The sequence below is a fragment of the Paenibacillus sp. 01T47 genome (genome assembly GCF_056398245.1).
Genome location: NZ_JBFTPA010000014.1, coordinates 14,087 through 40,510 on the forward strand (window position 1 = coordinate 14,087; position 26,424 = coordinate 40,510).

Annotated in this window: 28 protein-coding genes; 8 read left to right on the top strand and 20 right to left on the bottom strand. The window is 43.6% G+C overall.

The window, feature by feature from the left end:
- The 6 genes from AC1DOV_RS23355 (at position 1) to AC1DOV_RS23380 (ending at position 5,305) form a co-directional block, all read left to right on the top strand.
- Positions 1–882, top strand: a complete 882-nt coding sequence (locus AC1DOV_RS23355; RefSeq protein WP_441880733.1) for an ABC transporter ATP-binding protein — start codon at positions 1–3, stop codon at positions 880–882.
- Positions 879–2,168 (top strand): hypothetical protein, encoded by a 1,290-nt coding sequence (locus tag AC1DOV_RS23360; RefSeq protein WP_441880734.1) that lies wholly within the window; start codon positions 879–881, stop codon positions 2,166–2,168. Before AC1DOV_RS23355 ends, AC1DOV_RS23360 begins: the two co-directional genes overlap by 4 nt.
- A gap of 12 nt (positions 2,169–2,180) precedes the next feature.
- Positions 2,181–3,326: a hypothetical protein gene (locus AC1DOV_RS23365; protein WP_477509845.1), complete on the top strand. Its 1,146-nt coding sequence runs from the start codon at positions 2,181–2,183 to the stop codon at positions 3,324–3,326.
- 147 nt (positions 3,327–3,473) lie between these two features.
- Positions 3,474–3,902, top strand: coding sequence for a MarR family winged helix-turn-helix transcriptional regulator (locus AC1DOV_RS23370; protein ID WP_076267273.1), 429 nt, complete (start codon positions 3,474–3,476; stop codon positions 3,900–3,902).
- A gap of 91 nt (positions 3,903–3,993) precedes the next feature.
- A complete protein-coding gene (locus tag AC1DOV_RS23375; RefSeq protein WP_477509846.1) occupies positions 3,994–4,827 on the top strand; it encodes an NmrA family NAD(P)-binding protein in 834 nt (277 codons plus the stop codon).
- The gene (locus AC1DOV_RS23380) at positions 4,820–5,305 is read left to right on the top strand and encodes an anthrone oxygenase family protein (protein WP_477509847.1); all 486 of its coding nucleotides are present in this window, start codon (positions 4,820–4,822) and stop codon (positions 5,303–5,305) included. The genes AC1DOV_RS23375 and AC1DOV_RS23380 overlap by 8 nt, the downstream gene beginning before the upstream one ends.
- A gap of 9 nt (positions 5,306–5,314) precedes the next feature.
- Here AC1DOV_RS23380 and AC1DOV_RS23385 read toward each other — a convergent pair whose 3' ends face one another.
- From AC1DOV_RS23385 to AC1DOV_RS23400, 4 genes are all read right to left on the bottom strand, one after another.
- Positions 5,315–5,770 (bottom strand): GNAT family N-acetyltransferase, encoded by a 456-nt coding sequence (locus tag AC1DOV_RS23385; protein WP_477509848.1) that lies wholly within the window; start codon positions 5,768–5,770, stop codon positions 5,315–5,317.
- 322 nt (positions 5,771–6,092) lie between these two features.
- On the bottom strand, positions 6,093–6,986 hold the full coding sequence (locus AC1DOV_RS23390) for a sugar phosphate isomerase/epimerase family protein (RefSeq protein ID WP_441958153.1): 894 nt from the start codon (positions 6,984–6,986) through the stop codon (positions 6,093–6,095).
- A 19-nt stretch (positions 6,987–7,005) separates the two neighbouring features.
- Positions 7,006–7,863: a sugar phosphate isomerase/epimerase family protein gene (locus tag AC1DOV_RS23395; protein WP_477509849.1), complete on the bottom strand. Its 858-nt coding sequence runs from the start codon at positions 7,861–7,863 to the stop codon at positions 7,006–7,008.
- The gene (locus AC1DOV_RS23400; protein ID WP_076267279.1) at positions 7,860–8,918 is read right to left on the bottom strand and encodes a Gfo/Idh/MocA family protein; all 1,059 of its coding nucleotides are present in this window, start codon (positions 8,916–8,918) and stop codon (positions 7,860–7,862) included. The genes AC1DOV_RS23395 and AC1DOV_RS23400 overlap by 4 nt, the downstream gene beginning before the upstream one ends.
- A 143-nt stretch (positions 8,919–9,061) precedes the next feature.
- Here AC1DOV_RS23400 and AC1DOV_RS23405 point away from each other — a divergent pair, with 143 nt between their 5' ends.
- On the top strand, positions 9,062–9,928 hold the full coding sequence (locus tag AC1DOV_RS23405) for an AraC family transcriptional regulator (RefSeq protein ID WP_441880739.1): 867 nt from the start codon (positions 9,062–9,064) through the stop codon (positions 9,926–9,928).
- 21 nt (positions 9,929–9,949) lie between these two features.
- On the opposite strand, the gene AC1DOV_RS23410 is transcribed toward AC1DOV_RS23405, so the two are convergent.
- The 15 genes from AC1DOV_RS23410 to AC1DOV_RS23480 form a co-directional block, all read right to left on the bottom strand.
- Positions 9,950–11,230 (bottom strand): ABC transporter substrate-binding protein, encoded by a 1,281-nt coding sequence (locus AC1DOV_RS23410; RefSeq protein WP_477509850.1) that lies wholly within the window; start codon positions 11,228–11,230, stop codon positions 9,950–9,952.
- A 41-nt stretch (positions 11,231–11,271) separates the two neighbouring features.
- Complete coding sequence (locus tag AC1DOV_RS23415) at positions 11,272–12,432, bottom strand: efflux RND transporter periplasmic adaptor subunit (RefSeq protein ID WP_477509851.1); 1,161 nt, start codon at positions 12,430–12,432, stop codon at positions 11,272–11,274.
- A 15-nt stretch (positions 12,433–12,447) separates the two neighbouring features.
- Complete coding sequence (locus tag AC1DOV_RS23420) at positions 12,448–13,278, bottom strand: carbohydrate ABC transporter permease (protein ID WP_477509959.1); 831 nt, start codon at positions 13,276–13,278, stop codon at positions 12,448–12,450.
- Positions 13,279–13,337: 59 nt separating this feature from the next.
- Positions 13,338–14,204 (bottom strand): carbohydrate ABC transporter permease, encoded by an 867-nt coding sequence (locus AC1DOV_RS23425; RefSeq protein ID WP_477527592.1) that lies wholly within the window; start codon positions 14,202–14,204, stop codon positions 13,338–13,340.
- A 148-nt stretch (positions 14,205–14,352) separates the two neighbouring features.
- Positions 14,353–15,459 (bottom strand): sensor histidine kinase, encoded by a 1,107-nt coding sequence (locus tag AC1DOV_RS23430; RefSeq protein ID WP_477509852.1) that lies wholly within the window; start codon positions 15,457–15,459, stop codon positions 14,353–14,355.
- Complete coding sequence (locus AC1DOV_RS23435; protein WP_441880743.1) at positions 15,452–16,147, bottom strand: response regulator transcription factor; 696 nt, start codon at positions 16,145–16,147, stop codon at positions 15,452–15,454. Before AC1DOV_RS23435 ends, AC1DOV_RS23430 begins: the two co-directional genes overlap by 8 nt.
- 33 nt (positions 16,148–16,180) lie before the next feature.
- On the bottom strand, positions 16,181–16,846 hold the full coding sequence (rnhA, locus tag AC1DOV_RS23440) for a ribonuclease H (protein WP_477509853.1): 666 nt from the start codon (positions 16,844–16,846) through the stop codon (positions 16,181–16,183).
- A gap of 123 nt (positions 16,847–16,969) precedes the next feature.
- Positions 16,970–18,202, bottom strand: coding sequence for an ArnT family glycosyltransferase (locus AC1DOV_RS23445; protein WP_477509854.1), 1,233 nt, complete (start codon positions 18,200–18,202; stop codon positions 16,970–16,972).
- A 200-nt stretch (positions 18,203–18,402) separates the two neighbouring features.
- On the bottom strand, positions 18,403–18,828 hold the full coding sequence (locus AC1DOV_RS23450; RefSeq protein ID WP_477509855.1) for a methylenetetrahydrofolate reductase: 426 nt from the start codon (positions 18,826–18,828) through the stop codon (positions 18,403–18,405).
- Positions 18,829–18,965: 137 nt separating this feature from the next.
- Complete coding sequence (gene pyrE, locus AC1DOV_RS23455; RefSeq protein ID WP_477509856.1) at positions 18,966–19,496, bottom strand: orotate phosphoribosyltransferase; 531 nt, start codon at positions 19,494–19,496, stop codon at positions 18,966–18,968.
- A gap of 220 nt (positions 19,497–19,716) precedes the next feature.
- Positions 19,717–20,106: an NUDIX domain-containing protein gene (locus tag AC1DOV_RS23460; RefSeq protein WP_477551215.1), complete on the bottom strand. Its 390-nt coding sequence runs from the start codon at positions 20,104–20,106 to the stop codon at positions 19,717–19,719.
- Positions 20,107–20,121: 15 nt separating this feature from the next.
- Entirely contained in the window at positions 20,122–20,784 is a 663-nt protein-coding gene (locus AC1DOV_RS23465) for an HAD family hydrolase (RefSeq protein WP_477551216.1), read from the bottom strand.
- The gene (locus AC1DOV_RS23470; protein WP_477551217.1) at positions 20,781–22,112 is read right to left on the bottom strand and encodes a serine hydrolase domain-containing protein; all 1,332 of its coding nucleotides are present in this window, start codon (positions 22,110–22,112) and stop codon (positions 20,781–20,783) included. The genes AC1DOV_RS23465 and AC1DOV_RS23470 overlap by 4 nt, the downstream gene beginning before the upstream one ends.
- Positions 22,113–22,484: 372 nt before the next feature.
- Positions 22,485–23,843: a UTP--glucose-1-phosphate uridylyltransferase gene (locus AC1DOV_RS23475; protein WP_477551218.1), complete on the bottom strand. Its 1,359-nt coding sequence runs from the start codon at positions 23,841–23,843 to the stop codon at positions 22,485–22,487.
- 18 nt (positions 23,844–23,861) lie between these two features.
- Positions 23,862–24,758, bottom strand: a complete 897-nt coding sequence (locus AC1DOV_RS23480) for a LysR family transcriptional regulator (protein WP_076267287.1) — start codon at positions 24,756–24,758, stop codon at positions 23,862–23,864.
- 119 nt (positions 24,759–24,877) lie between these two features.
- Here AC1DOV_RS23480 and AC1DOV_RS23485 point away from each other — a divergent pair, with 119 nt between their 5' ends.
- Positions 24,878–25,960: a branched-chain amino acid aminotransferase gene (locus AC1DOV_RS23485; RefSeq protein ID WP_477551219.1), complete on the top strand. Its 1,083-nt coding sequence runs from the start codon at positions 24,878–24,880 to the stop codon at positions 25,958–25,960.
- A 53-nt stretch (positions 25,961–26,013) separates the two neighbouring features.
- Here AC1DOV_RS23485 and AC1DOV_RS23490 read toward each other — a convergent pair whose 3' ends face one another.
- Positions 26,014–26,415, bottom strand: a complete 402-nt coding sequence (locus AC1DOV_RS23490) for a VOC family protein (RefSeq protein ID WP_477509861.1) — start codon at positions 26,413–26,415, stop codon at positions 26,014–26,016.
- Positions 26,416–26,424: the final 9 nt, after the last annotated feature.

Here is a 26,424-nt window from a genome sequence, read left to right on the forward strand (position 1 = left end):
ATGCTAACCGTACAAAATGTGTCCAAACACTTCGGTAACTTCAGCGCGCTGGAGCAAATTAATCTTGAATTCAACAACGGCGTTTACGGACTGCTCGCTCCGAACGGAGCAGGAAAAACGACGTTGATTAAAATGTTAGTCACACTGCTGTACCCCAGTGAGGGTGAAATATTGTACAACGGTGAAAATATTATAAGGCTGGATGAACGCTATCGCGAGCAGCTCGGCTATCTTCCCCAGCATTTCGGCTATTACAAAAATTATAGTCCGCGGAAATATCTTCTGTATATTGCGGCTTTAAAGGGCATCGAGACCACTGCTGCGAAGTCCAAAATCGTGGAGCTGCTGAAGCTCGTTGCGCTTGAAGATGTGATCGATAAAAAGATGAAAAAGTTTTCCGGAGGCATGATCCAGCGTGTTGGCATTGCACAAGCGCTGCTGAATGATCCGCGAATTCTTATTCTGGACGAGCCTACAGCGGGTTTGGACCCGAAGGAACGAGCCCGTTTTCGCAATATGTTGACCAGCCTAGCGCGTAATCGAATCGTTATATTGTCTACACATATCGTGTCGGATGTTGAATCGATTGCGAATGAAATTATTTTGATCAAGGACAAACGTGTGCTGCATAAGGATTCCATTGCGAATATTTGCAGCCTCATCGACGGTATGGTGTATGAAACTACGGTTGATTTCGATGCTGCGGATGCATTTCGACATTCGTATCTGTCGCTTTCTGAGAAGCAGGAATCAGGTCGGATGAAATTTAGGTTTATAGGCACCGGACATCCTAAGCCTGATTGGAACCCATCAGCGCCAAGCCTTGAGGATGTATTCATCTACATATACCAGGATGAAGCTGCTGCGGAACAACCGGTATGAGCTGGAAAATTCGAGTTTGCGAGCTGAGAAAAGCGCTTCTCTCACCCGTCATTATCGCGCTGCTGCTGGTGTTTACCGCTTATAATCTATTCCTCATTGCTCAAGAGGCTTATAAAAAGGATGAAATGAGCATATTGAACGAGCTTGTTGCACAGTTCGGTTCCGAGATTACTAAGCCGATGCAGGAGGATTACAAGTCTTACTATTTGTCGCGACTGGACGATATGAACAAGCTGACGAATAAACGGACATCTCAAACGTATGAGATGCCCAGCGATTTTTTTGAATATGAAAATTATAAGCGTTACGTGACCGATCAACCGAATCTTTACAGCAGAGATGAGCTTGATTTGTTTAATGAGCTGCAAGTTATTCAAAATTATTATTATTTGATGCAAGACATCGATGATACCTATGCTGGGTTCAATATGAAGCAGATCGCCGAGGGCGAGATAAAGAAATATGGATTCAGCGGCTCGGCGGCTGATTTGGTGAGACAGCGGTATGACCACATTGCTGAGAGACTACAGCAGCTTATCGAAAGTGGCGAGCACAAGAATCTATTTTTCATTGGTCAAATCTATCAATCACATTCGATGCTGTTCAAAACGCTCATTGGATCTATTTTGCTGCAGCTGATGATTTTAGTTGTATTAATGACCGGGTATATAAGCAATTACGAATTTGAGCAAGGTACACATCTGCTGCACTACTCCACCAAACGAGGCAGAAAGCTGCAAACGGATAAGCTGCTTTCCTCCTTCGCAGCCAGCATAATCGTGACGACCGCTCTAACCGGAATATCCTTGTCCGCTTACTTCCTGACCTTCAGCTACAAGGGGCTTTGGAAGGTGCCGGTCAGCAGCTTTTTCAATTGGGAATTCGGCATGCCTTATCCTTATTTAACATGGCACTCGATGTCTTATATTACCTATTTAGGCTGTGCTATCGCGCTCATCTTTGTGCTCCTGCTTATCTTTACCGCCATTACCTTTGTGTTAACCGCAATTATTCGCAACAGCTACTTGGTATTTGGAGCATTTGCCATTCTTTTCGGCTCTTTTCTCCTAATTACCAACATCGTACCAAGAGATTTAAAGCTTATTTTATTTACAGGGTTTACTCCGTTTCATCTTGTATTGAATCCGAAAGCGTGGTTTACAGCAAGCGGCGCCTTCATGAGCCTTCCAAATAACGAATGGATTACAGCTGGCATTTGGCTGGCGCTGTTAACACTGTGCTGCTTCCTCTGCTTGCATCAATTTAAACGACAAAATATTAATTAGAAAGGAGCTCCTATGACAATCGTGCTGCATGAAATAAAGAAGGTATTTGGCCTGAGAATGGTCATTATGCTTCTAGCCATCAATGTTGTATTTTATTTTTTATTCATACAGTTTTATTTTCAACATTTTCCTAACGGAAATCCCGATACTGAAATTCATAAAGCCAGCATTGAGATGAAAAAGGATTATGGCACGCATATGGATAATGCTGAGTATGAGCTGTTTAGACAGAAATACGATGAAACAATCGAAAAAGCAGAACAATTCATGAAGACCGATCAGCAATTCATGGATGCTGGGATCACTACCTATGAGCAATTTTACAACAGTGATTATAACAATGAGCAACTGAACAAGCTCCATAATTATGCTGTATTCGAGTCGGATACCGAACTGTTCTGGGAGCTGCAAGCACGCAGGTACATGATCGAACGCTATGAAAATAGTGAAAAATATCCTTACAACGCATATGGCGAGGTTGATGCGAAACAGCAGAATAGAATGGAGAAACATGTTGCTTCCGATGAGGGTGACTCGATATTTACCGATGTTGTATTCAGCAATTATATGAGTTTAATCATCTACATGACCGTTCTTATCGGTTTAAGTATCCTCTTTATGGTTTCACCTATTTTTCTTCACGATAAACGAAGCAATCTTATTCATTTGCAATATACTGCGCGAATCGGACGAAGGCTTTTCTTGCGAAAGCTTACTGCAGCGATGATTTCCACACTCCTTATCGTAACCGTACAGCTTGGCGTCTTCTTCCTCATGTATAGCAGGCTGGGAACAGGATTATTTCTGGACTCGGGCATCAATTCAATATTTAATATAGGTTACTTTTGGTATGATCTCACATTCGGACAATACATTTGTCTGACTGTAGCAGCCATATATATGCTCAGTCTAATCACCGCCGTGTTTGCAGCATGGATCTCAAGCATGGCAACCAATTACATGGTCATCATCGGACTCCAAATCCCTTATGCTTTTCTGATGTTTGGATGGATGGAAAAATTACTAATCGGTAAACTTGCCGATATTTTATACGCGCAGTATGTGCAGCCGCTAACTTATTTGCTTCTTGCCGCCGGCGCAATTCTACTGTTTGTTCTTCGCTGGCGGAGTGAGCGACGAGCAGATTTGCTCGTATAACTGTTAGTTAAAATGCTGAGGCAGCCTAGAATTGAAAAGAAATATTTAGGCTGCCGCAGCCATAAAAAAATTAGGCTTTACAACAAAATGGAAATATATTATATTTGTATGCACAAACAACTTTTATGTAAAAATGAGGTAACTACGATGCTGGATACGTATTTAAAGGAATGCCTGTACTTCACTGCAAACCGATTGGGCAGAATTATTACGAAGATGGCAGAAGATGAATTTGCCGTTAGCGGCATGTCACCCACGGCTGCTTTTTTATTAATGGCTGTGTATGAGAAGGATGGCATCTCACAGAAGGAGTTAGGCGAGATTCTCCATCTCCAGCCCTCCACAGTGACCCGTCTGATTGAGAAGCTTGTTATCAAAGGGCTGCTCACCAGCCGAGTAGATGGGCGTTTATCACTTATTTCCGCCACCGAGAAAGGCAAAGCATTAAATGACACGATTAATGAGTGCTGGATGAATTTGCGTAAACGTTACGCCTTATTGCTCGGGGAAAAAGAAAGCGAAGAGCTGTCCTTTCAACTATGTGCGGTAAGTGATCAACTAGAAAATAAAGAATGACAACATCTTCTTTATTTAAGAAAACATTTGCTTGTGCAAACAAGTATAACTGTTTTGTTGAATATAAATAAAAACGCAAAGGAGAGATTTTATGAGAAACAAACCTATTTTGATCATTGGAGGCACCGGTAAAACGGGTCGCCGCGTAGCAGACAGATTGAGCGCTCGTGGACTGTCCGTACGAATCGGCTCCCGCTCAAGTGATCCTTCGTTCGATTGGGGATATCCGTCAACATGGGCAGCGTCCCTGCAAGGCGTAGAGTCTGTGTATATTACGTACTACCCCGACTTAGCGCTTCCCGGTGCTGCCGCATCGATCGGTGCTTTCGCTGATCTAGCAGTGAAACAAGGAATCAAGCGCTTGGTACTCTTGTCCGGCCGAGGTGAAGAAGAAGCTCAGCTTAGTGAGAAAGCATTGCGCGACTCTGGCGCTGACTGGACGATTTTGCGGGCGAGCTGGTTTTGTCAAAATTTCAGTGAAAGCTTCCTGCTGGACTCCGTACTCAGCGGAAGTGTTATACTCCCTGCCGCGGACGTAGCTGAACCATTCGTCGACGCGGATGACATTGCCGATGTCGCAGTTGCAGCGCTGACTGAGGATGGCCATATCGGCAAGCTTTATGAGCTGACTGGCCCGCGTGCGCTTACCTTTAAGGAAGCTACCGAAGAAATTGCGAGAGCCTGCGGCAGAGATGTCCGCTACGTACAGGTAAATTCCGAGCAGTTTATCTCTGCGCTTGCGCAGCAGGATATGCCTGATTACGTTCTCGCGTTATTGACTGAGCTATTTACTAAAGTGCTGGATGGACGCAATTCACACCTGACAGATGGCGTTCAGCTCGCTCTAAACCGTGAGCCTCGGGATTTTGCCGACTACGCTCGAGACACCGCAGCTGCAGGTATATGGGGGGTTCCAAATGTTTGATCGCTCCATCATTGTCTTAACCTTTTTCTCTGCTCTTGGCTCAGGTTTGATGGCAGGATTGTTTTTTGCCTTTTCGACGTTCATGATGACCGCTCTCTCGCGTCTTCCTGCAGCGCAAAGCATTGCCGCAATGCAGTCCATTAACCTCGTTATACTGAACCCGTTGTTTGGTCTATTGTTTTCTGGGACAGCGTTAGCAAGCATCTTACTTGCGATCACCTCTTTTTTCCGATTAGGTGAACCCGCGGCAACCTATTTGCTTGCCGGCAGCCTTCTCTATCTCATTGGCTCCGTGCTAGTAACGATTGTATTTAACGTACCTTTAAACGATATGCTCGCCTCAGCGGATCCAAGTGTTGCAGGTTCCGAATTATGGACGCGTTATGTTGCGAGCTGGACGCCATGGAATCATGTGCGAACCATTTCCACCCTTGCGTCGTTGGTTTGTTTTATTATAGCGTTCCGACATTCGAGCTAACGGTGGTACTTAAAGCTTCTTTTCAAAGCAAAGGCTTGAATCGCAGGAAATATATTCACCATATCTATCAATTTCATAATAATGATGTTTTTTATAAAAATGAAGCGCTTCTGGCTGAGGAGCCCCTGCTTCCAAACGGATATATTGATAATTCATATCCTTCGCTCTGGCTTCTAAATCATTCAAAACTTGTGCGGCTATGCCGTTCCTTCTAAATTCGGGGCTGACATAAAATCGTTTCAATTCTATATACTCATCATCCAGCGGTTTTATGGCTCCACAACCAACCGCTTCTCCTTGCTCGTACGCAACCACAAATACAATTTGCTCAATTCCAGGATCACTAAAATCTACTGTAAATACTTCCTCTGCCGTATATCTTTGCGCTAAATCCTCATCCAGCTTCTGAATAAGCCTGTGTAAATCCTTATCGTTATGTGATACTTGAACAATCTCCACTGTCATTTCTGCACGTCCTCTAGTTTGAATGGTTTGCCTGGTTATCAATCGATAATACTAGTCCTCTATTATTTTACAGAATTCGCTTCACCCTTGCCACCCTAAAGCTAACTACAAAAGTAAAGAAAGCTCTCATGGATTATACCATGAGAGCTTTCTTTTGGGCGGTTTCATGAGATTTCGCTTAAATCTACATCACACATTCATTTCAAACTGATGACTAACCTCTTATTTGCCACCGTGCAGCCAGACGGTTTGCCTTCCAACTGGACTGCTAGCAGCCTATAATTCATCTGTAGAAAACGATTGAGGATGCTCCATGCCTGTTTTACTGTCCTTTAAAAGCTTTCAAAAACTGAACGGCTTTGCTAATATCCGCTTCTGGGCTCGTACCAACTTCACGCTCGATCGTCAAATAACCTGTATAGCCAATTTCCTGAAGCGCTCGCAAATATGCCGGCCAGTCTACAGTACCATCACCAAGCGGCACTTCGCGGAACGCAGAACCTGTTTCGGCCATCGCAGCAATTTTCTCATGGTCGAGGGCAACCTCGTAGCCATAATCGCCATAAACGTCGCGCGGATCAACATCTCCCAGCTTCACGCCGTCCTTCGCATGCGTATGAACGATATAATCCTTAAGCGTGTAAACGCCTTGAACAGGATCATCTCCCGTAACCATAACCATGTTGGCAGGGTCAAAGTTAACAGCTACGCCTTTGGTGCCAAGACCATCAAGAAACGACTTCAAATGCGCAGACGTCTCAGGTCCTGTCTCAATCGCAAAATAAGCGTTCATATCATTCGCGAATCTAGCTAGCTCTTCACATGCCGCATGCATCGTCTCATAAACACGGCTGTTTTTGTCGCTTGGAACGATACCGATATGCGTCGTAATAATGTTTGTTCCAAGCTCCATGCCAAGCTCCATAATCCGTTTGGATTTATCGATTTTCGCACGGTTTTCTGCCGGGTCCTGAAAACCATGGCCGCCCAAATCGCCAACTAGAGCGGAAATATCAAGGCCTAGCCCATCAATATAAGACTTCCATTCTTTTCTTGCAGCTGCGTTCAGGTTAGCAGGGTCCAGCTCGCCATGTACCGCATACATTTGCACGCCATCCGCACCAACCTGCTTCGCTTTAAGCAAACCTTCCTTTACACCAACCTGAAAGCTATCCACGATAACGCCGATTTTGTTCGTAATGATAGGTGATGTCATCTTCGAGTCACTCCTTCGTTTAAATTTCGTTCCATACACGTCTTACGAATTCAAAGCCAAGTCTCGTTCCAAGACGGCAATCTTCCAAGCCTTCAAACTCGATGGAAATATAATCATCATAGCCGCTTTCTTTCACAGCACGCAGTACTTGCGGCATTGCGATGTCACCATGTCCGACGATTGCTCCCCGAAGCCAATTGCCGCCTTTGGATTTAAACCAGCCTTCACCCGGATTTTCGGTAGATGGACGATAGTAGAAATCTTTAATATGGACCATAGAAGCCAGGCTGACATTGTTTTTAACAGCAGCAAGAGGATTCTCATCCACACAAAGGAAGTTCCCGACATCAAGCGTTGTCTTGAAGTTTGGACGATCTACAACCTCAATGAGTGCCTGTACCCGGTCGCTATGTTGTATAAAATAACCGTGATTTTCTACACTTGTTGTAATTCCAAACGTTGCTGCATAATCCGCAACTGCTTGGCAAGCCTTCGCTAGCTTTGGCAGCTCCAACAAGAAGTTAGAAATGGATAGGTTTTGCGATGATGCCACGTCGTGACGCATCTTCTTCACACCAAGTGCTGCCGCAATATCCACTTCACGCTTCAAGCGGTCAAGCTCCTGCTCGAATTGTTCTTCATTTAATCCGGAGAAGTTTGCACCTACCGCATAATTCGATATTTCAATACCGCTTTCCTGCGCTTGCTTCTTAATCACTTCGATCAGTTCCGGATTTTCAGTAAGGTTAAAGCCAAGCGGTACAATTTCAACATGCTCTCCGCCAATGGATGCGATATATACGATAACATCCTGTATCGTCATTTCGCCCGTTCTCAGTGCATTATATAAGCTGTATGTGCTGATTCCTAATTTCATAGACGCACTTCCGCTCCTTTTGCTGCGGATTCATAAATGCCGACTAATATCTTCATAATTTCCACGCCATCCGCCACTGGGCTGATTGGCTGTTTTCCGTTAGCAACACAATCAACGAAGTGGTTGATTTCATTTTGAAAAGCGCCAACAAAATCAAAGCCAGCGTGATCCGTCTGCGGATATACGTTTAAGATCGTGTCATTTTGCTCTGTTACAATAACGGTTTCCGGATCGATCTCAAAACCGCCCTTTTCCCCATACAGCTTAACTGTGTTTTCATTAGACTTGGCATGCAGCGTGAAGCTGACATCTACGAGCAGCGATGCGCCATTCTCGAAGCGAATAAGTGCATTCGCTAAATCCTCAACTGTGTTTTTCTCCGCATCGTAATCCGCCGCTTGGTAGAAGCTTAAGTTTTTTACATTGGCACGATTGCCAAGCTTGCGATACGTATTGGCACTAACGGATACCGGCTTCGGACGTCCCATCAAATACCAGCAAAGATCGATAACGTGTACGCCAATATCAATAAGCGGTCCGCCGCCTGAGCGCTCAATGTCGGAGAACCATCCGCCTGGATTTCCAAGGCGTCTGAGCGTTGATGCTTTGGCAAAATAAATTTCACCGAACTCGCCTCTGTCAGCCATCGCACGAATCAATTGTGCACTCGTATCGTATCTGCGGACGAAGCCCACTTGAAGGAGCTTGCCGGATTGCTCTACAGCCTCTTGCACAAGAAGCGCATCTTCAACCGTACGGCAAAGCGGCTTTTCTACGAGCACATGCTTGCCAGCTTTAAGAGCCGCAATGCTGATTTCAGCATGCGTATTGTTCCACGTACAAATGCTGACCGCTTCAATAACTGGATCGGCGAGCAGCTCGTGATAATCCGTATAAATTTTTTCGGCGCCATATTTCTCAGCTGCGGCTTTTACGCGCTCTTCATTTAAATCGCAAACCGCGTAAATGTTCGCATTAGGATTTTTCTTATAGGAATCTAGATGAGATGATGAGATAGAGCCTGTTCCAATAACCGCGATTTGTATCGGTTTCATTGCTAATCTCTCCTTATGAATTCTAATAGTAAGGTTTTGCATGTCTACACTTTCGTATTATAATGGTTTCAACCTGCAACTCCATGTAAAGCTGTGCGGTTTGTTTGTACAATTGTGCTATCCTACTGAGGAGGTCTTTCAAGTTGGAAAAATTCGAAGAACTGCGTGAGCCTATGGACATGCCAGACCCTCATTTTCCGATAAAACTGCATCACAACACCTTCGACCAGCAGGGAATGGTCATTTTCCCGCATCATTTTCATGAACATCTTGAATTTTTATATTTTGTGTCGGGCAAAGCCTCGATAGAGTGCGGTTCTACTACGATAACAGCATCCGCTGGCGATCTCATCGTCGTGAACAGCAATGAGCTTCACTACGGAATTAGCCTATCATCAGATTTGTACTACTATGCGCTCATCGCCGACATTTCCTTGCTGCACAGCCAGTCGGTGGATGCTGCCGAAACGAAGTTCATTACGCCCATTACGCAGAACCGCCTTCTGCTGCAAAATTATATTGGCGACGACAGCAAAGTAACATCCTGCATGCATGCCATCATCAATGAGCTCGAACAGCGCGAGTTCGGTTACGAGCTGGCCATAAAGTCCGAGCTCTACCGCCTGTTGACGCTGCTGCTTCGCGGTCATGTCGCTACCGTGCTCACCAAAGACGAATATGCAGAGCGTATGAAGAACATTGAGCGCTTCGCACCTGTCTTCAAGCATATTGAGGACAGCTACAAGGATGAGCTTTCGGTGGACCAGCTGGCAAGCATGGCAAACCTCAGCCGTTACCACTTTAGCAGATTGTTCAAAGAGCTGAGCGGTCATACCGTTACAGAATATATAACGATGACTCGGCTCGGCAAAGCCGATTATTTGCTGCGTCACAGTCCACTTACCGTGTCTGAGGTTGCAACAGCGACAGGCTTCAACGACATTTATTACTTTAGCCGTACGTTCAAAAAACACAAAAAAGTTTCCCCGTCCTCGCTTCGGGGAAACTAATTAGGCTACTTCTATTGTTAACTACTCGTTCAAGTAAGTGGTCACCTTGTTCTGGATCAGCTTCGCAACTTCTTCAGCAGACTTTTGTTCGCTAAAAAATGAGCTGGCCTCATCTCCTACAATAGAAAACACTTTACCGTCCACATCTGAATAGTTATCCGCTGTACTAATCAGTTCCTTAAATTGATTAAATTGTTCATCGGTTACCTGCGGCACTTTCCCGTCCGGAAGCTTGTACGTTCCACCTTTAATTTGTTGCTGAATCTCATTCAGCTGTTTTTCATTCACAGATTTCAGTAATGAAAACCCTACTCTATCTTGCAAAGATTGTCCTTCCACAGATAACAAGAAGGAAATAAACTTCCAAGCTTCTTCTTTAACGGGAGATTGGGCTTGAATGGCGAACCGGGAATAAGTAATAATCCTTGTTCCGCCTTTTTGTTCCGGTTTTTGCAGCAGCTTCGGATTTGAGAAATAGAGTAGAGGAGCATTAATAAAGTCTGCCGGCGATTCAATAACAATGGAATGGAACATTTGCTTACCGATATCAGCATGTTCCGCAGTCATAACTTTATTATCAAACATCCCTTTAATTTGTTGCATCGCCTCCATAAATAATGGAGAGTCGAACTTTGCCTCTTTCGCTGCATGATCCACAAACTCTGAATATTTATCTATAAGCATTTCTTGCAGGAGCATTTCCGGCGGGTCATTTGCCATAGCATAGCGGCGTTCCGGCCCATTCTCCCCCAATACCTTCACAGTCTTCTCGAACTCTTTCCACGTCCAATTTTTATCGTCAATATCCGTGTTCCCTAGAATGTCCCCATCGCCAATGAATGCCCGCAAGGAGAAACCAAAAGGCATAGTATACATACCATCATTCGACTTTAATTGATCCAAAATATTCATTTGCAAGTCGCTCTTATTTATCGTTTTGTCCTTCTCCATAAGCTCATCCATATTTAGAATAAGCTTCTTGCTCACATAATCTTCTATAGGCAAGCTGCTTATATCAAAAATATCCGGTCCTTTCCCTGAAAGGAGCGCTGCGTTCGTCGTTTTTGTATATTTTTCATATTCCTCTGTGACTTGAATTTGAATATCGATGTCCGGATACTTATCTTCAAACTTTTTTTCTGCCGTCTGCAAAAATATGCTCGGTTGTCGCGCTGCCAATGTAACGACCGTTTTCCCCTCACTGCTTCCGGGCTTATTCGCGCTTTCCAACTCCTCGCCGCCCCCAGAACTGCATGCGGTCATGACTAGCATCAAAACCATAATAAACAGCATCTTTTTCATGGTATACATTTCTCCTATCCTTTTCTCTTCTACTTGCTTTACTACTGCAGGCGAACACGATTTCCGTCTTGAAGAGGCTCGCTGCTCTGCAAAATAATCAGTTCATCCTCATATAGGTTATCCGCTTGAATCATCGTTACTATGTCGTTTTTTTCGCTGAAAGGAACTCTGACCTTACGGACAACATAGGCATTGCCTAATGCTCCCCTTTGCACTTCAAGCTTATTGATGAAAATGCCTTCTTGATCCTTATGAATAGCCTCATTGGAGATGAGCAATCCCTCTTGCTGCGAGCGTGCATCCAGTTTAATTTTTGCCTGTTCACCTCCTTTCAGCTCTGAATTTGCGACTTTTATGCGAAGAATATGTTGTGAAACCGTTTTGGTCTGACCAGTATCTTCACTAGATGAGCTATTTGTACGGGGTTCTGCATTTACTACCTCATCAATCATGCCGCCCAGCATATGTGTCTGTTGTTTCTGAGCAGTATCTACCTCGACTTCTATCTTCACTCCGCTTGATAGCCCGAAGCTTGTGAGCAGCCTTGAATCAACTGTTATATCCAAGCGATAACCAAGACTGCTGTTCGAAATAACAACATCAGGTTCTCCTGTTGGTGCTAACCCTTCGACAGCATTCAATTGCGTAATAATGCCATCAAAAGGAGCTGTAATTTCTTTTTGGCTTATTAGCCGCTCTTTCAAATCGTCAATTTTACGTTGCTGCGTGCTAAGATCAAGTTTCATCGTTTCAAGATCCCGTCTTGCTTTCCGAATTTTCAGCTCATCCCCTTCAATCATTGTTTGGATGAACTGATCTTGCATATTTTGCTGCTCAATTTTCTGCTTGTCCAAATTGGTTTTCTCATCTAACAGTTCTCGCTCGGCGGATTTGCTGTCGTAGAGAATGAGCTTTTGCCCCTTCGTTACTCGATCGTTTTCTTTCACGAGGACCTTTCGGACTTTCCAACCAGCAGGGTTCGATAATTTGGCTTGGGCGATCGGTTGCAAAATACCGCTGCCTTCGAGCGACAAGGCAAGGCTGCCCTTGACTGGTTTTTCCGTACTTACTTTCGGCAATGCCAGCGACTGCAGCGTATTGCTAAGAAGCGTAAAAAATAGTAACAGTCCCATCAGAATAAAAAATACAACTAAAATGTTTCGTTTGCGCCTGCGATCTGGTGGCTCTTTTTCCAGCTCCATCTCCCATCTTTCCCCCTAACCTTTAATTCCGGACAATTGAATGCCTTCGATGAAATATGTTTCCGCATAAAGAAACAGCAGCATCATCGGAGCCATGAAAAGCATAGATGCAGCGAAAGCTATCCCCATCTCACCATTCAACCTAGATAAAAACACCGATAGCGGCTGCATAAATGGATCGTCCAAAAAAATAAGCGGCTGCTCTACCATATTCCAATAATCAACAAACAAGAGAATCACAAGCGCAGCCAGACCCGGTTTGATCATCGGAGTAATAATCTTAAAAAAAATTCGCAAATGTCCAGCTCCGTCCATTTTGGCCGCTTCTATGTAAGCATAGGGAATATCAAGCATGAACTGTCTGAGCATAAACACACCAAAAGCCGCGAATATGCCAGGTAATATAATCGCATTCGGATTATTCAGGAGCCCTAGCTTATCCGCCATAATATAATTGGGCACTAGCGTGACTTGGAACGGCATGAGCATTGTCAGGATATAGACGAGAAACAAGTGTTCTCGACCGCGAAATTTCAGCTTTGAGAAAGCGTACGCAGCAAGCGCTGCTACGAGGGTTTGTCCTATGATGATTGGCACGACTAAAAATACCGAATTCCAGAACATCATCAAATATCTCGGACTGCCCACCAACACGTTGTAAAACTGCTCCAGGGTCAATTGATCCGGCAGCAATTTTAAATTTACAAAAGGATTTTCTCTTCCTGCCTCCACTTTTTCTATTTGCCCTATGGGACTATAATTGATGGCAATTTCTTGCTCTGTCATGAATGAGTTTGTGAACGTAATCACAATGGGAAACAACAATAAAACTGCTATTGTACACATGACTCCCGTTAACACTATTTTTTGTACTACTTTTACAACTAGCACAGCCTTCCTTCCCCCTACTCCATGTACTGCCGAAAACGGCGTTCCATCACAAACAAACCCATGACGATCAGAAGAATACATCCTGCCATCAATGTCGCGGCGGCTGTCAGCTTTTGAATATTAAGCGACGTGAACATATTGTTCATGTAATGCTGCATCATGTATATGCTGTCATGCGGATATTCGCCTGCGATCAAATACGTTTCCCGAAATACTTTAAACGAATTAATGATCGACATAATAACTACAAAAAACATCGTGGATGTTAAATAGACCAGCGTAATACTACGAAACTGCCTTAACCGCCCTGCACCTTCAATCTGGGCGGTTTCATAATAATCCTTAGGAATTTGTTGCAGTCCCGCCAAAAATAAAATGACGTTATATCCGATGTTCTTCCATAGATAAACGATAATGATTACGTTTCGGGCCGCATCGGTTTTCATCCAATCCACCCGTTCAAATCCGAACCCGGCAAGCCATGCGTTCAAAGAGCCGTTCCAATCGAACAGCATCTGCCAAATGAGTAGAATCGAGGCGACAGGGACGACAAGTGGCAGCACATAGGCAGTGCGCAGCCAATTTCGCAAATATATATTTTTATTTAAAATGATGGCAAGACCTAACGACAGCACAAGTATAAGCGGAACACTCACCACGCTGAAATAAAACGTATTGGATGACGCTTTTCGGAAGGAGTCGCTCGCAAATAGCTCGCGGTAATTATCTAATCCAACAAACTGGCTATCTACCGTACTATCCATAAAAGAATAGAATACTCCAATGGCAAACGGAATCAGGTAAAATAACGCAAACCCGAAAACGCTCGGCACGAGAAATAGCAAAGCCGCTGAGGAATCCTTTCTGAACCACTTTTTCATATGTTTCCCTGCAATGAAGACATGCCAAAAACCCCACTTCTTCATTCTTCGTTCCACCTCCCATTCGTACATTTAGAATAGGGGTGAATGATAAAAGAAAAAGTAGGGTAAACATAAAATTTTCCTTAAATGAATATTATTATGATTTCTAGCTGCCATCAGATCCTTTATCATGTGGCAACCGAACTTCAAGAATCGTATGAATAAAATTGCTCTCTGCTGAAATAGTGCCTTGATGCTGCATCGTTATGTTTTTCGCAATGAACAGGCCGAGTCCTGTACTTCCTTCTTGATAGGTTCTAGATTTATCGCCGGTATAAAACATATCAAATATATGCGGCAGTTCTTCCTCTGGGATACAATCTCCGTAATTGACAATGTGCACGACCACTTCTTCTCCATCAAGTTTGCCGTTTATATCGATAAACTTGCCGTCTTTTCCATAACGGATTGCATTCGTCAGAAGATTTTCAAATACGCGTGCCAATAAATCCCCGTCACCTCGTATGTTCAAATGCAGAGCGACATTCAGCCTTGTTGTGAGGTGGTTTTTCTCAAAAGCAGGATATAATTCCTCGTTTAATTGAATGAGAAGCTCGCTAAGATCGACTTGTTTTTTTACAATCTTATTTTTTCCGTAATTCATTCTCGTAATTTCGAATAATTCATCTATGAGTTTTTCCAAACGTTGAGATTTTGTATAAGCTATGCTCGTATAGTGGTTTACTTGTTCTTTGGACAGTTGATCATCCTGAAGGATGAAATCTAAATAACCTAAAACAGAAGTTAGTGGTGTACGCAAATCATGAGCTAAATTCAACACCAATCGTTCCTTGCTGTTTTCTTCAAAATCTCCTCTTTCCAAGGCCAGCTTTAATTTTTCGCTTGCTAAATTTATGTCTCTGGCAATATCCCCAAACTCATCTTTGGATGAAATGTTAATGTGGTTGTGAAAGTCGCCCTTCGCCAGCAGGTTAATTCCCCCCGATATTTCATGAAAATACGCTGAATATCGTTTAGTAAGCAGAAAGAAAAACCAAATGGAAAGAGGAATAAATAGGATAAGAAAAAAGTTTACATCTCCAATATCTCTTATGAAGTAACGAACTTTAGTAAAGCTATCCTCTACTTTAGTCGTATAATAATAGAGTTGGAGAACTTTATATATCGAATAGGTGATTACCCCGGAAAATAGCATACTTAGACCAAAAAGTAGAATCATTTTTGAGCGAAAGCTGCGGATCATTTTAGCCATAGAAGCTATAACCTACTCCCCAGACGGTTTTGATCAACTTATTTTTATGTGAGTCTTCTCCGAGTTTTTTCCTTAAGGTGCGGACATGTACCATGACCGTATTGCTTCCTTCATAATAAGCTTCACCCCACACCTGTCGAAATATATGTTCTGAGCTATATACTTTCTTCGGATTACTAGCTAGCAAATACAAAATATCAAATTCTTTCGGCGTTAATCCGATAGGCTTGCCATAAAAAGCGACTGTTCGTTCTTCTAGGCAGATGACTAATCCTCCAGCCTCCAACAAGAGACTGTTAACTGGAGCTACTTGGTTAAACTGCGTAGAACGCCGGAGTTGAGCGTTCACACGCGCTATCAATTCCATAGGATTAAACGGTTTCGTTACATAATCGTCCGCTCCTCTTACTAGCCCTGTAATCTTGTCGAGATCAGACGACTTGGCACTTAAAAAAATGATAGGTATATGATGTTTTAGCCTAATTTGTCTCGTTGCTTCATACCCATCCAACTTTGGCATCATAATATCTAAAATCGCTAAATCGATCGAACGCTTCTGAACAGCATCTACAGCTTCTTGGCCGTTAGAAGCTTTGACACATTGGTAACCTTCTTTCTCTAAGTGCAGCTCGATCAAATCGATAATCTCCGTATCATCGTCAGCTATCAGAATTGTAATTGGCTTCATGCTCTCCGCTCCCTACAAAATGTCAACGTTCCATTACTTTCGCCCAAAATCAGCTTTAATTTCACCCCACTCCTCGGTGTTCCATTTCAACACTTTAGTCGTGTATGTATTCGTGTGCAGCCATTTCACCGCTTCATCCGTTAGCTCCCATATTTTTGCGGTGGATGCGTCCCTTTTTAAGGTGGAGGCTACCTTCTTATTACGTAGCCAACTCAGAGCCGTTCTAGAATCACTATAGATTGTCTTCGTGCTGCCCTTCTCCTTCAAGTACCTAAGTGCATGAACCACAGCGATAAATTCACCTAAATTGTTCGTACCATTCGGAATGGGCCCGACATAAAACAAAATTTCGCTCGTTTGTGTGTCCACACCCTTGTACTCGACAGGCCCTGGGTTCCCTCGCGTTCCTACGTCAACAGAAATACTATCGTAGTCAATAGAAGCCGTTTCTTCCTGAAGCAGTACAGGCTGCTTTACGCTGCTCCCTGTTTTTGCGCTCGAAGCAGCAGCTTTGCCTGAGCCTGTCCCCCAATGACTGCGCCAGCCGTCTTGGAAAGCTTTTTCCGCCAGCGGCTTCGTCTCGAAAGATTTAAACTTCGCATCCTGTACTCCACTAACCTGCGCTTGGCACTCGGGCCATGAAGTGAATATCCCTGTTTTCTTGCCAACCCAGACGACATAATATTTTCCTTTTGCCATTTACCAAAATACCACCTTTGTTAAAGTCCTTATTCATACTTTCTTTCCTGCTGCTTATATTCGAATAAAACGCGATATTACATTTAGTTCTATCTATTATAAAACGTCCATGCCTTAAAGCAACTATGCTCGATAACCTTCGTTTTTATTTGGTCTGCCCTTAGACGTTATGGTGCATGAAAGCAAATATCCCAGTCCCAACAAACAAAGCGGAATCGTCGGATAAAAATATCTTGGCGTAGGCGAGAAGGGAAGATACAGCAGTATGCTAAACACGGCGAGCAATGCAATCATCATATACATCGCATTTCTTCTTTCATGGATAATGATCTTTACGAGTCCACCCAAACCAATGACCATAACGATCATATGCAAAATGGTTATCAGCTTGGAAAATAGCTTATTTACTGTTATATATCCTAAACCCGGAAAAATCTCACTAATATAAATTAGCAGCTTGCCCCAGCTGTACCAGCTCAGGTAAGTGAAAAACTCATTGCGGAAACCATTGATAATTCGCTCATAAGCTATTCTCCCCATTTCCGCGGGATCTTGTTTAACGTCTACATGAGGACTCCGTTCAAAAGGATAAGAACCCCATAACAACGGATTTCCCGTCTGCTCCGCGAGCAACAGCACCTTATCTAAGGTCATCCAATTGCGAATCCACCAGGGCAGCATCATTACAGCAAATCCGATCGTAATAACGGAAATCGCTTTTAGCACCGCTGCCATTCCATATTTTCTGCCGTATACCGCTACACCAGCTAGCAAAACAACTATAAAGGGAACGATCGTTGGCCGGATCAGTACACAAATGCCGAAGACTACACCTAGTGATAGAAACCATCTAAGCTTTGTCTCCTGTGCACACCTCACTAAAAGATAAATAAATATTAGAAAAAATAAACCGTATAACGTTTCTGTTAAAAGATACATTGGCGATAAAATAAACGTGGGATGCAATAAATAACAAGCCATCATAAACAGGCTAATGCCCGTATGCGCAAACATCCGTCTCGCAATCCCATACATGATAACTGCACATATAAGCTGAATCAATATTTGCAGCGCCTGAATTTGTACGACTGGGGGACGATCTCCCGCATATCCAAATACGGCATAACAGCCAGCCAAAAAAAGAGGATAACCTGGTGTTGTAAACGCATTAGGTTTTTCTGAATAAGCATATGGCGCATATCCGTAAACGCCCTCGTGAAGCAGCTGCAGCACCATTTTATTATAGCCAACCTCGTCACCCGTCAGCTTTTTATCCCAATCCGTATAATAACAGCGAAGCAGCAAGCCTAGTACAAGCAATATGGTGAAAATGACCGTTTTGGTTCTGATAGCCATATCGTCTTCAACCCTTTTTTAATATATTGTACGATATCTAAACTTCCTTACATTTCCAAATGACCACACTTGAACGATTGTAGCATTATTATAATCTTGCAGCCAATGAAGTTTTTTTCATAAAAACACAAAAAAGGCTGCTCCTCTTGGCATGTTGCCTTTGGAGACAGCCGTCATTTATTATCCATTCGCATTTTACTTTATACGAGTACTTTACTGAAAATCCCATCAAAATAAGCCTGCAAATCGACTTTTATCGGCATAAAATAAATGTGGCTGTTCGTCTTCTTCGTAAACGCTAATGCTTGCCTCGCAAAATCGATATTCCACTCAAGCGTCGGTTGAAAATCAGCAGGGAATACAACATGATTTCTTGTTTCCCAATATTTTTGCGATTTGTCCGATACGACCGGCGATACGCCCCAGAAAATTTCGGAGCCCTTCAGCATATCTGAATACTGCTCCATCAAGCTCAGATCAAAAAATGGCTGCGTGAAGAAACCGTCTGCTCCCGCTTCAAGCTTCTTTTGTGCATACTCATATTCCTCATCCATGCTGCTACGATAAGGATCTATCGCTGAATACACCTTAATATGGGGGTAATCCTTCTTGATCTTGGCGATCAAGTCTAAACAAGTCGTCGGATATTATTGCATATTAATACATATTAACGAATTTTAATTCAAATTACCAATCAATTTAATAGCAGCTTGCTATCATTTTCTCTTATAAAGGGTAGTAGTTGCTCTGGTATTACGAAATATTACTTAGTCGAAGCTTGCAATAGCTCATCGATATGGAATAAAGAAATGTAGGTTAATCCCGCCTCTTCGAGATTCCTCCTGCCCAGCGGCTCTCGTTCAATCACCGACATAACGGACTTGATCTCAGCCCCATATTTCCTCAGATCATCCGTGCTGATAAGAATCTGCCCTCCTGTTGTAACCACATCTTCAATAATACAGACCTTTTTCCCTGCTATATGTATACCTTCAGCAAGCTTACAGGTACCGTATTTCTTTGCTTCTTTTCTTACAAATGCTGCAGGTATACCTGTTTTCAGTGAAAGAGCTGTTGCAATCGGAATGCCGCCCATCTCGAGCCCTGCCAATACTTCGGTATCGCTGGGTACTAACGGAGCCAGTTTCTCTGCAATTTCTGCCAAAAGCTTAGGATTGGACTCAAATAAGTATTTATCAAAATAGTGATTCGAAACTTGACCTGAACGCAGCTTAAACTCTCCCTCTAAATAGGCTGCTTCATAGATTGCTTTCGCCAATTGTTCTCTCATCATTTCTAAAACACTCCTTCGCGTTTTTAAGTATAAAAAAAACACTAAAGCAGCAATCGCTTTAGTGTTTCATATAAGAATGGAAATATAAAAATGATAATCGAGGTCTTTCCCGAAGCGCCTCTATCATCGTCTTCATACCTCCACCCCTTCCAGTCATTCCTATTATTGTAAAGGTGAATTTACCATTTTACAACTAATTTTTCATAGATGGGGAAAAGAGCTATAGACAAGCAATGACTCTAGACACCTGCAGATCGTTTTTCTTTTCCTCTAATGTAAACCATGCGATTCCTTTCAATACCTGCTCATCAGCAGAGAGCTCAGGGTCTACTCCAAGCTGCGCCTCTTCCTTCGCATCAACGGTAACAAGATAGCAATAATCCGGCCCTAATGAATATTCCGCTTCAAATAGTAGTCTTTCCGCTTTGCCGTTTAGACAGACTTCTTCCTTAACCTCACGAATAACCGCATCCTCATTCGTTTCCCCAGCATCTACGCCACCGCCGGGCAATGTCCAGAAGCTCCGATTCTCGAGGGGATGATCTTGAAAGACCATCAAAATTTTCTCATCACGAATAATTGCCGCACAAACCCTCGGTCTTAGCTCCATTTTAGCTTTCCTCCGTTATTTCCATTGTTCAACTAGATGTCTAATTTCTATTAAGTCCTTCACCTTCGCGTCATACTCAAATGTCTCCGTATAATAGTTGTCTTCCTTCCATATTCCCTTCATGCCTGTCGCTTTGCTCGCAGTGATGTCATTGACTGGATGGTCTCCAACATAAACACATGCCTCTGTCGCCACATTCAGTTTTTCCGCAGCTCGCAGGAATATAGCGGGATCAGGCTTGCGAAGGCCTTCCCGCTCCGAAATAAGAATTTCATCAAAATAATGAGCGATTTGGAGGGCCTGAATATTGCTCGCTTGAAAGTCGCTGAATCCATTCGTAATCATTGCCAGCTTATAGCCTTTCTCCTTAAGGCCATCGAGCAGTTCTATCATATTAGGAAATGAAACCGCATGATCTGAGAAACCTATCTTATAGTCGTCTAGCAACTCATTCCAATCCAGCCTTAGCTCAAACTCTCGTATGAGCTCCTGGTATACTTTGTCCTTCCAAACATAGCCACGACTGTCTAATGCGATGAACCTTTTAATATAACTCTCTTTATCCACCTCGACGTTCGGACTAATCAATCTCTCGAATTGCTCCTCTACGAACTTCAATAAGGAACGATCACGATCCAGCAGCGTACCGTCTAAATCAAAAATAACGGCTTGTATCATGACTTAACACTCTTCACTGCTTTTTTTACGCCGCCAAACAGCTGAACCGTTAATTCTGGTACAGATCCGGTATCGGTATAAGTAATCTTTCCGTCCATTCCATTCAAGAAAAACAGCAGTTCTCCCTCTACTGCGGAATAAGGACAGAGCTCAAATTTAAACCACGTATTTTGGGTGAGATAAAACTTCTCTTGCTCTTGCGAAATGATTAATGGCGAGCCTGGCTCCCCTTCCACATCGTAGCTGCCAATGAGATTGTTATACTGATTGATTTCCAGCTTGATCGGCGTATGCGATATCGGAAGCTGCACTTCCTCGCCCAAAACAAGCCGCGCCAGCTGCTGACTAATCGGTCCTACCTGCGTCGTTACTAGATTAGATAAAACGATTACCGTTACATCTTCTTTTTTATAATGCCTCATTTCGGTTAAGAAACCATTAATGCCTCCGCCATGACCGATAACTTTTCTGAGGCTGCCCATAATTTCTTCCTCATATATAAATAATCCGTAGCCATATGTTTCTTTGAAAGGTGTCGTCATGCTCGCATAAGCCTTCTCGCTGATCTGCCTCTGTGAATGCAGCGCCAGTCCCCAAATATAAAGGTCCTCAACGGTCGAATACATGCCTCCAGCACCGGATGGAATAGTCATTTCCAGAAACTCTGCATTCACTACTTCACCCCAAACCTCGTAGCCGGATGCACGGTTTTTCAATATTTTTTTAGCATGATCATAACCGGTATTTATCATTCCGAGCGGCTTCAATATGGCATGGTAGATATAGTCCTCGTAAGTGCGTCCGGATATTTTCTCGATAATTGCTGTAAGAAGCACATAACCTGAATTGCTGTAATCAAACTTCTCCCCCGGTTCAAACAACAAGGGCTTGTCTGCAAATCTGGCAATGAGGTCGTCTGTAGAAGAAACAAGTCTCATCTTTGATACAAAATCCTCTAGGCCTGTGTAGTTCGGAATTCCTGATGTATGTGTTAGCAAGTGATGAATCGTAATTTTATCGCCATTTGGGTAGCTGGGGAGGTACTCGGAGATCGGATCTTCTACGTTCAAAAGCTTCAGTTCATGCATCATAACGATTGCTGCTGCCGTAAATTGTTTTGTAATCGAGCCAATACGGAATTTCGTCTGCGGGTCATTCGGAACATCTAGCTCAAAGCTTGCCATCCCATAACCCTTGTTTAATATGATTCGTCCCTCGAATGCAACCAATACACAACCGTTAAGATAACCTAGCTTAGCTAGACAATTGCAATGATTGTCTAGTTTTTGTTGCAATTGATCGATAGATGTTACGTGTTCTGTATTCATCAGATCATCTCCCTTTAGAAAGAAGTCTATTCTATTAGCTAATAAACATGAATAATCAGCCACCTCAATAATACCGTACACACGTTCGTAATGTAAACATTTTCCTTGTTGATATCGTTTTATAAAATAGGTAAACGCAGCCCTATATTTAGACTGTGTTGGCGCTCGAATGACTTCAATACATGTAACGAACTCAGGAGACGTTATTTCGCACAAATGATCGTTTTCTAAATTCTAACGAACTCCAGTAACGTTATTCTACAAAATAACTTCAATATATGGAGCTACAACGTAAAATAGCGCCAGTGGGATTCGTTACATACCAAAACGAGTCTAATTTGATCATATAGCGACTCTGGAGTTCGTTAGCGATCAGTCAAAGCTCCAATCTTCCGCTTTCAAGCCTTCACCGTTATACGAAATTAATGGCGAAATTTCAATATCACGACCTTGCAGCTGTTCTTCAGACACACCAGCGGCGCGCAGCCAGCTTCGATGAAGCGACTGAACGAGCTGACGTGCACTAAGCGGACTGTCTTCACCCGATTTATTTTTGACTGGAGCGAATTCCTCCTCACGAGTCCCCTGCACAACAGTAACTTTATCCGCCAATGGAAAAAAATCAAAAATAAAGCGTTCGAGCTTATAGGCGTTTGGCTCCATAGGTGTGATGATGCTTCCTTCGGCGTCCATGTATTTCATCTTTTTGGAGGCAATATGGAAAGGAATATCCGTATCTGCATGCTCTTGTATGAAGTCCAGCTTAAATAAATGGATAGATATATGCCCTAAGCTATAAAACAATCGCCCTTCATTCGTTCTTTTATCCTTAATGGATGACGGAATTTCGTTATACTCGAGCACAGCCGGACGATCATTTTTCAAACATAAAACCCCGATTTTCTCGTCAACATCCGTTTTTTCGATAACCTTTGTTGCAACCATCTGATTGCGTGACGCAGCTAGTCCAATAAATGCAGGGTCTGCGACCTTTATGAGCGCATTGTCTACATTATAATAAAACAACCACGCTAAGCCTCTTTCCTTCATATCAGCAATTGCTCCTGTGCGTTTTAACGACGCGAAACATTCTCCATTGCCGCTAGGGGCCAGCATAAGTGTTCCGTCTTCCGATAAAAGCAGCTTACCGTCATGATCGAGCGCAGGCATCGTATTTTGCTGGAAGAAAAAACAGTCCTCCGCTGGATAACCAAAGTAATGCAAGGAATGAAAAAATGCCTTCGTTGCTTCATGATTATCGGGGCTAGTCATGATATACCATGGGATAGACTTGCCGGCTTTTCTCGATAAATACAGCAGCCGCTCTGCTTGAAGCTGAAATAAAGATTTATGGGATGGAAGTCCAATATCCAGCGTACCCTTAGGCCCATCATGGCCAAGCCTGCTGCCCTGTCCGCCAGCAACAACGATAACTCCAGCTTTCCCAGCTCGCAGCAGCTCCCAGCCCTTTTCGGTATATGCCGCTTTTTCTCCCTGCTCAAAATCTTCCCAGTCTTCAAAAGGTATCGCGGATATCGCATCGTTGTTCAGCTTCTTAGTATCGCTGCGGTCGGCTAAAGCTTTGGCTATCCGCTCAAAATCAATTTCTAAAATTTGCGCAGCCAGCTTGTTTTTCTCCTGCTCCGGCAGGTTTGCAAGCATCTCCAGAACATGCTGCTGCTCATACATACGAAGCTTGGCTTCCGCTAATCTTATAGGTAGTTGATCCAAGTGCTGTCACCTCCTTTATTACATTTCAGTACGAAAGCTTTCAATAAATTGCTGCGCGCGCTTGGGCAAATAATGATCCTTCAGCCATAGAATGCCGACACCCGACTGAAAGTCCGCATCCTCAATGTTGAGCATTTTGACGACGGTGCTTGGAAAAGAAGACATAACCGATTTCGGAAATACGGTCGCCCCAATGCCGCAAGCGATAAGGGACATAATAATGGCGACACTAGAGCATTCGCATATAATATTAGGAACGAAGCCGTGCCGTTTGCATTCGTTCACGACCTGCTCATGCATGCGAGTCGTTCGATCCGTCTTCAAGGTGAGGAACGGAAACTGGGCAAGCTCCTTCATGCACAATGCTTCTTTTCCTGCATATTCCGTCCATGAGCTTGGAATAACGGCAACAAACGGATCTGATGGCAGCGGCATAATGGAGTATTGCTGCGGATGTTTCTGTGCCTCAAACGGCAGCCGAGCGATAACTAAATCTATGGCCCGCTTCTCCAGCTGTTCACCAAGATAGAAGTGATCGCCCTCCGATATTTTAAACGTAACTTGAGGATATTTCTCTCTGAACAGCTCAATATTTTTGGGCAATAAGGAAATGCAGGAAACAACGGACCCGATCGACAGGACGCCGCGAACCCCCTCCTCCATCCCCTTTACCTCTCTGAGGGATTCATCAAATTGCAAGAGCAGCGACTCCGCCTTCTTCTTGAGCAGCTCTCCTGAATCGGTCAAAATCAACCCTTTGCCGTTTCGCTCAAACAGCTTGACGCCAAGCTCCTCTTCCATTTGCTTCAATTGCCTGCTAAGAGGCGGCTGTTCCATATTAAGCAGCTTTGCAGCGCGCGTAACCTGTCCCTCTTGTGCTATAGTTAAGAAGTATTTAAGCTGCCGCATGTCCAATTCGATCACTCCGTCCGTTCATACCCTAAAGGTATGGACATTCAATAAAATAGATATTTTAAATATATCGCATGAAGTGATAGCATTCAATTAACGATCAATAAAGGGAGATGGGCCATTTGCTACAATCATTGGAAATCGAGTTAACCAAAAACAAGAAACAACAACCAGAAGTGGACCAGCTTGGGTTCGGCAATCATTTTACGGACCATATGTTTATTATGGATTATTCGACGGACAACGGCTGGCACAAGCCGCGTATTCTGCCTTACCAACCGATCGTACTAGACCCTGCAGCTAAAGTGTTTCATTATGGACAAACGATCTTTGAAGGCTTGAAAGCGTATAAAACCGACGATGGTCGCGTATTGCTGTTCAGACCTCAAAAAAACATACAACGAATGAATCGCTCTAACGAGCGTCTCAGCGTTCCTGAGCTCGATATCGATTCAACGATTGAAGCTTTAAAGCAGCTTATTTCAGTTGATAAGGACTGGATTCCAACAGCACCTAGCACGTCGCTTTATATTCGTCCATTCGTCATAGCGACTCAACCTCAGCTTGGTGTAGCACCGTCTACAGAGTATAAATTCATCATCATTATGTCGCCGGTAGGCGCTTACTACACAGAAGGCGTGAACCCGGTAAAAATCTTCGTCGAATCCGAGTACGTTCGATCCGTAAAGGGCGGCGTGGGCGAAGCGAAAACGGCCGGCAACTACGCTGCTGGTCTCAAAGCACAGGAGCTTGCTAAAGAGAAAGGTTATTCTCAGGTGCTATGGCTCGATGGCGTACATCGCAAATATATTGAAGAAGTCGGCAGTATGAACGTCTTCTTCAAAATCAACGGTGTTGTTCATACACCTGCACTAAACGGCAGTATTCTCGATGGGGTGACTCGCAATTCCATCATTCATATGCTCCGTCATTGGAATATTGAAGTTGTCGAGCGTCCGATTACGATCGAAGAGCTGTATGAGGCTGGGCGCAGCGGCGCATTAGAGGAAGTTTTCGGAACAGGTACAGCTGCTGTTATTTCTCCTATTGGAGAACTGAACTGGCAGGATGATGTTCTCGTCATCAATGGAGGCCATACAGGCGAAATCTCCAAGAAGCTTTACGATACGCTAACGGGCATTCAAATGGGCAAAATTGCAGATCCATTTGACTGGATGGTAGAGGCTACTCCTGTTAACGTCTAGCTTATTTTAATAAAAGGCTGCCGAATCCATTGATCGGCAGCCTTTTTACTATTTTAGTTGCCTGGGTTGCCATCTGTTCCGCCAAATGCAAAGTGGTAGCCATCCGGATCCTCGATGACGAACTCTTTCCATGGTCCTCCGTCTGCATAAATGATTGGTTCCACGGAAATGATAACATTTTTACTGCGGAACTCCTCGTACAGCGCATCCAATTGTGCCCATGTTTCTGTATAAACCTGTACATCCACGGCATAACCGCCGCCAGCTGGACGCTGATTCGGCCTTACATCCGAAGGGGCGGCCGCTTGAAATAGCTTGAGTGCTACGCCATGCAAGCCGCCGCGCTCTGCCCACCAATCGGTTACATTAAAACCAAGCGAATCGCGATAAAAGTTTTGAGACTTTGCTAAATCGGATACCATTAATACGGTAAGAGAGCTAAGTTGATTAGACATTTTCGCTTC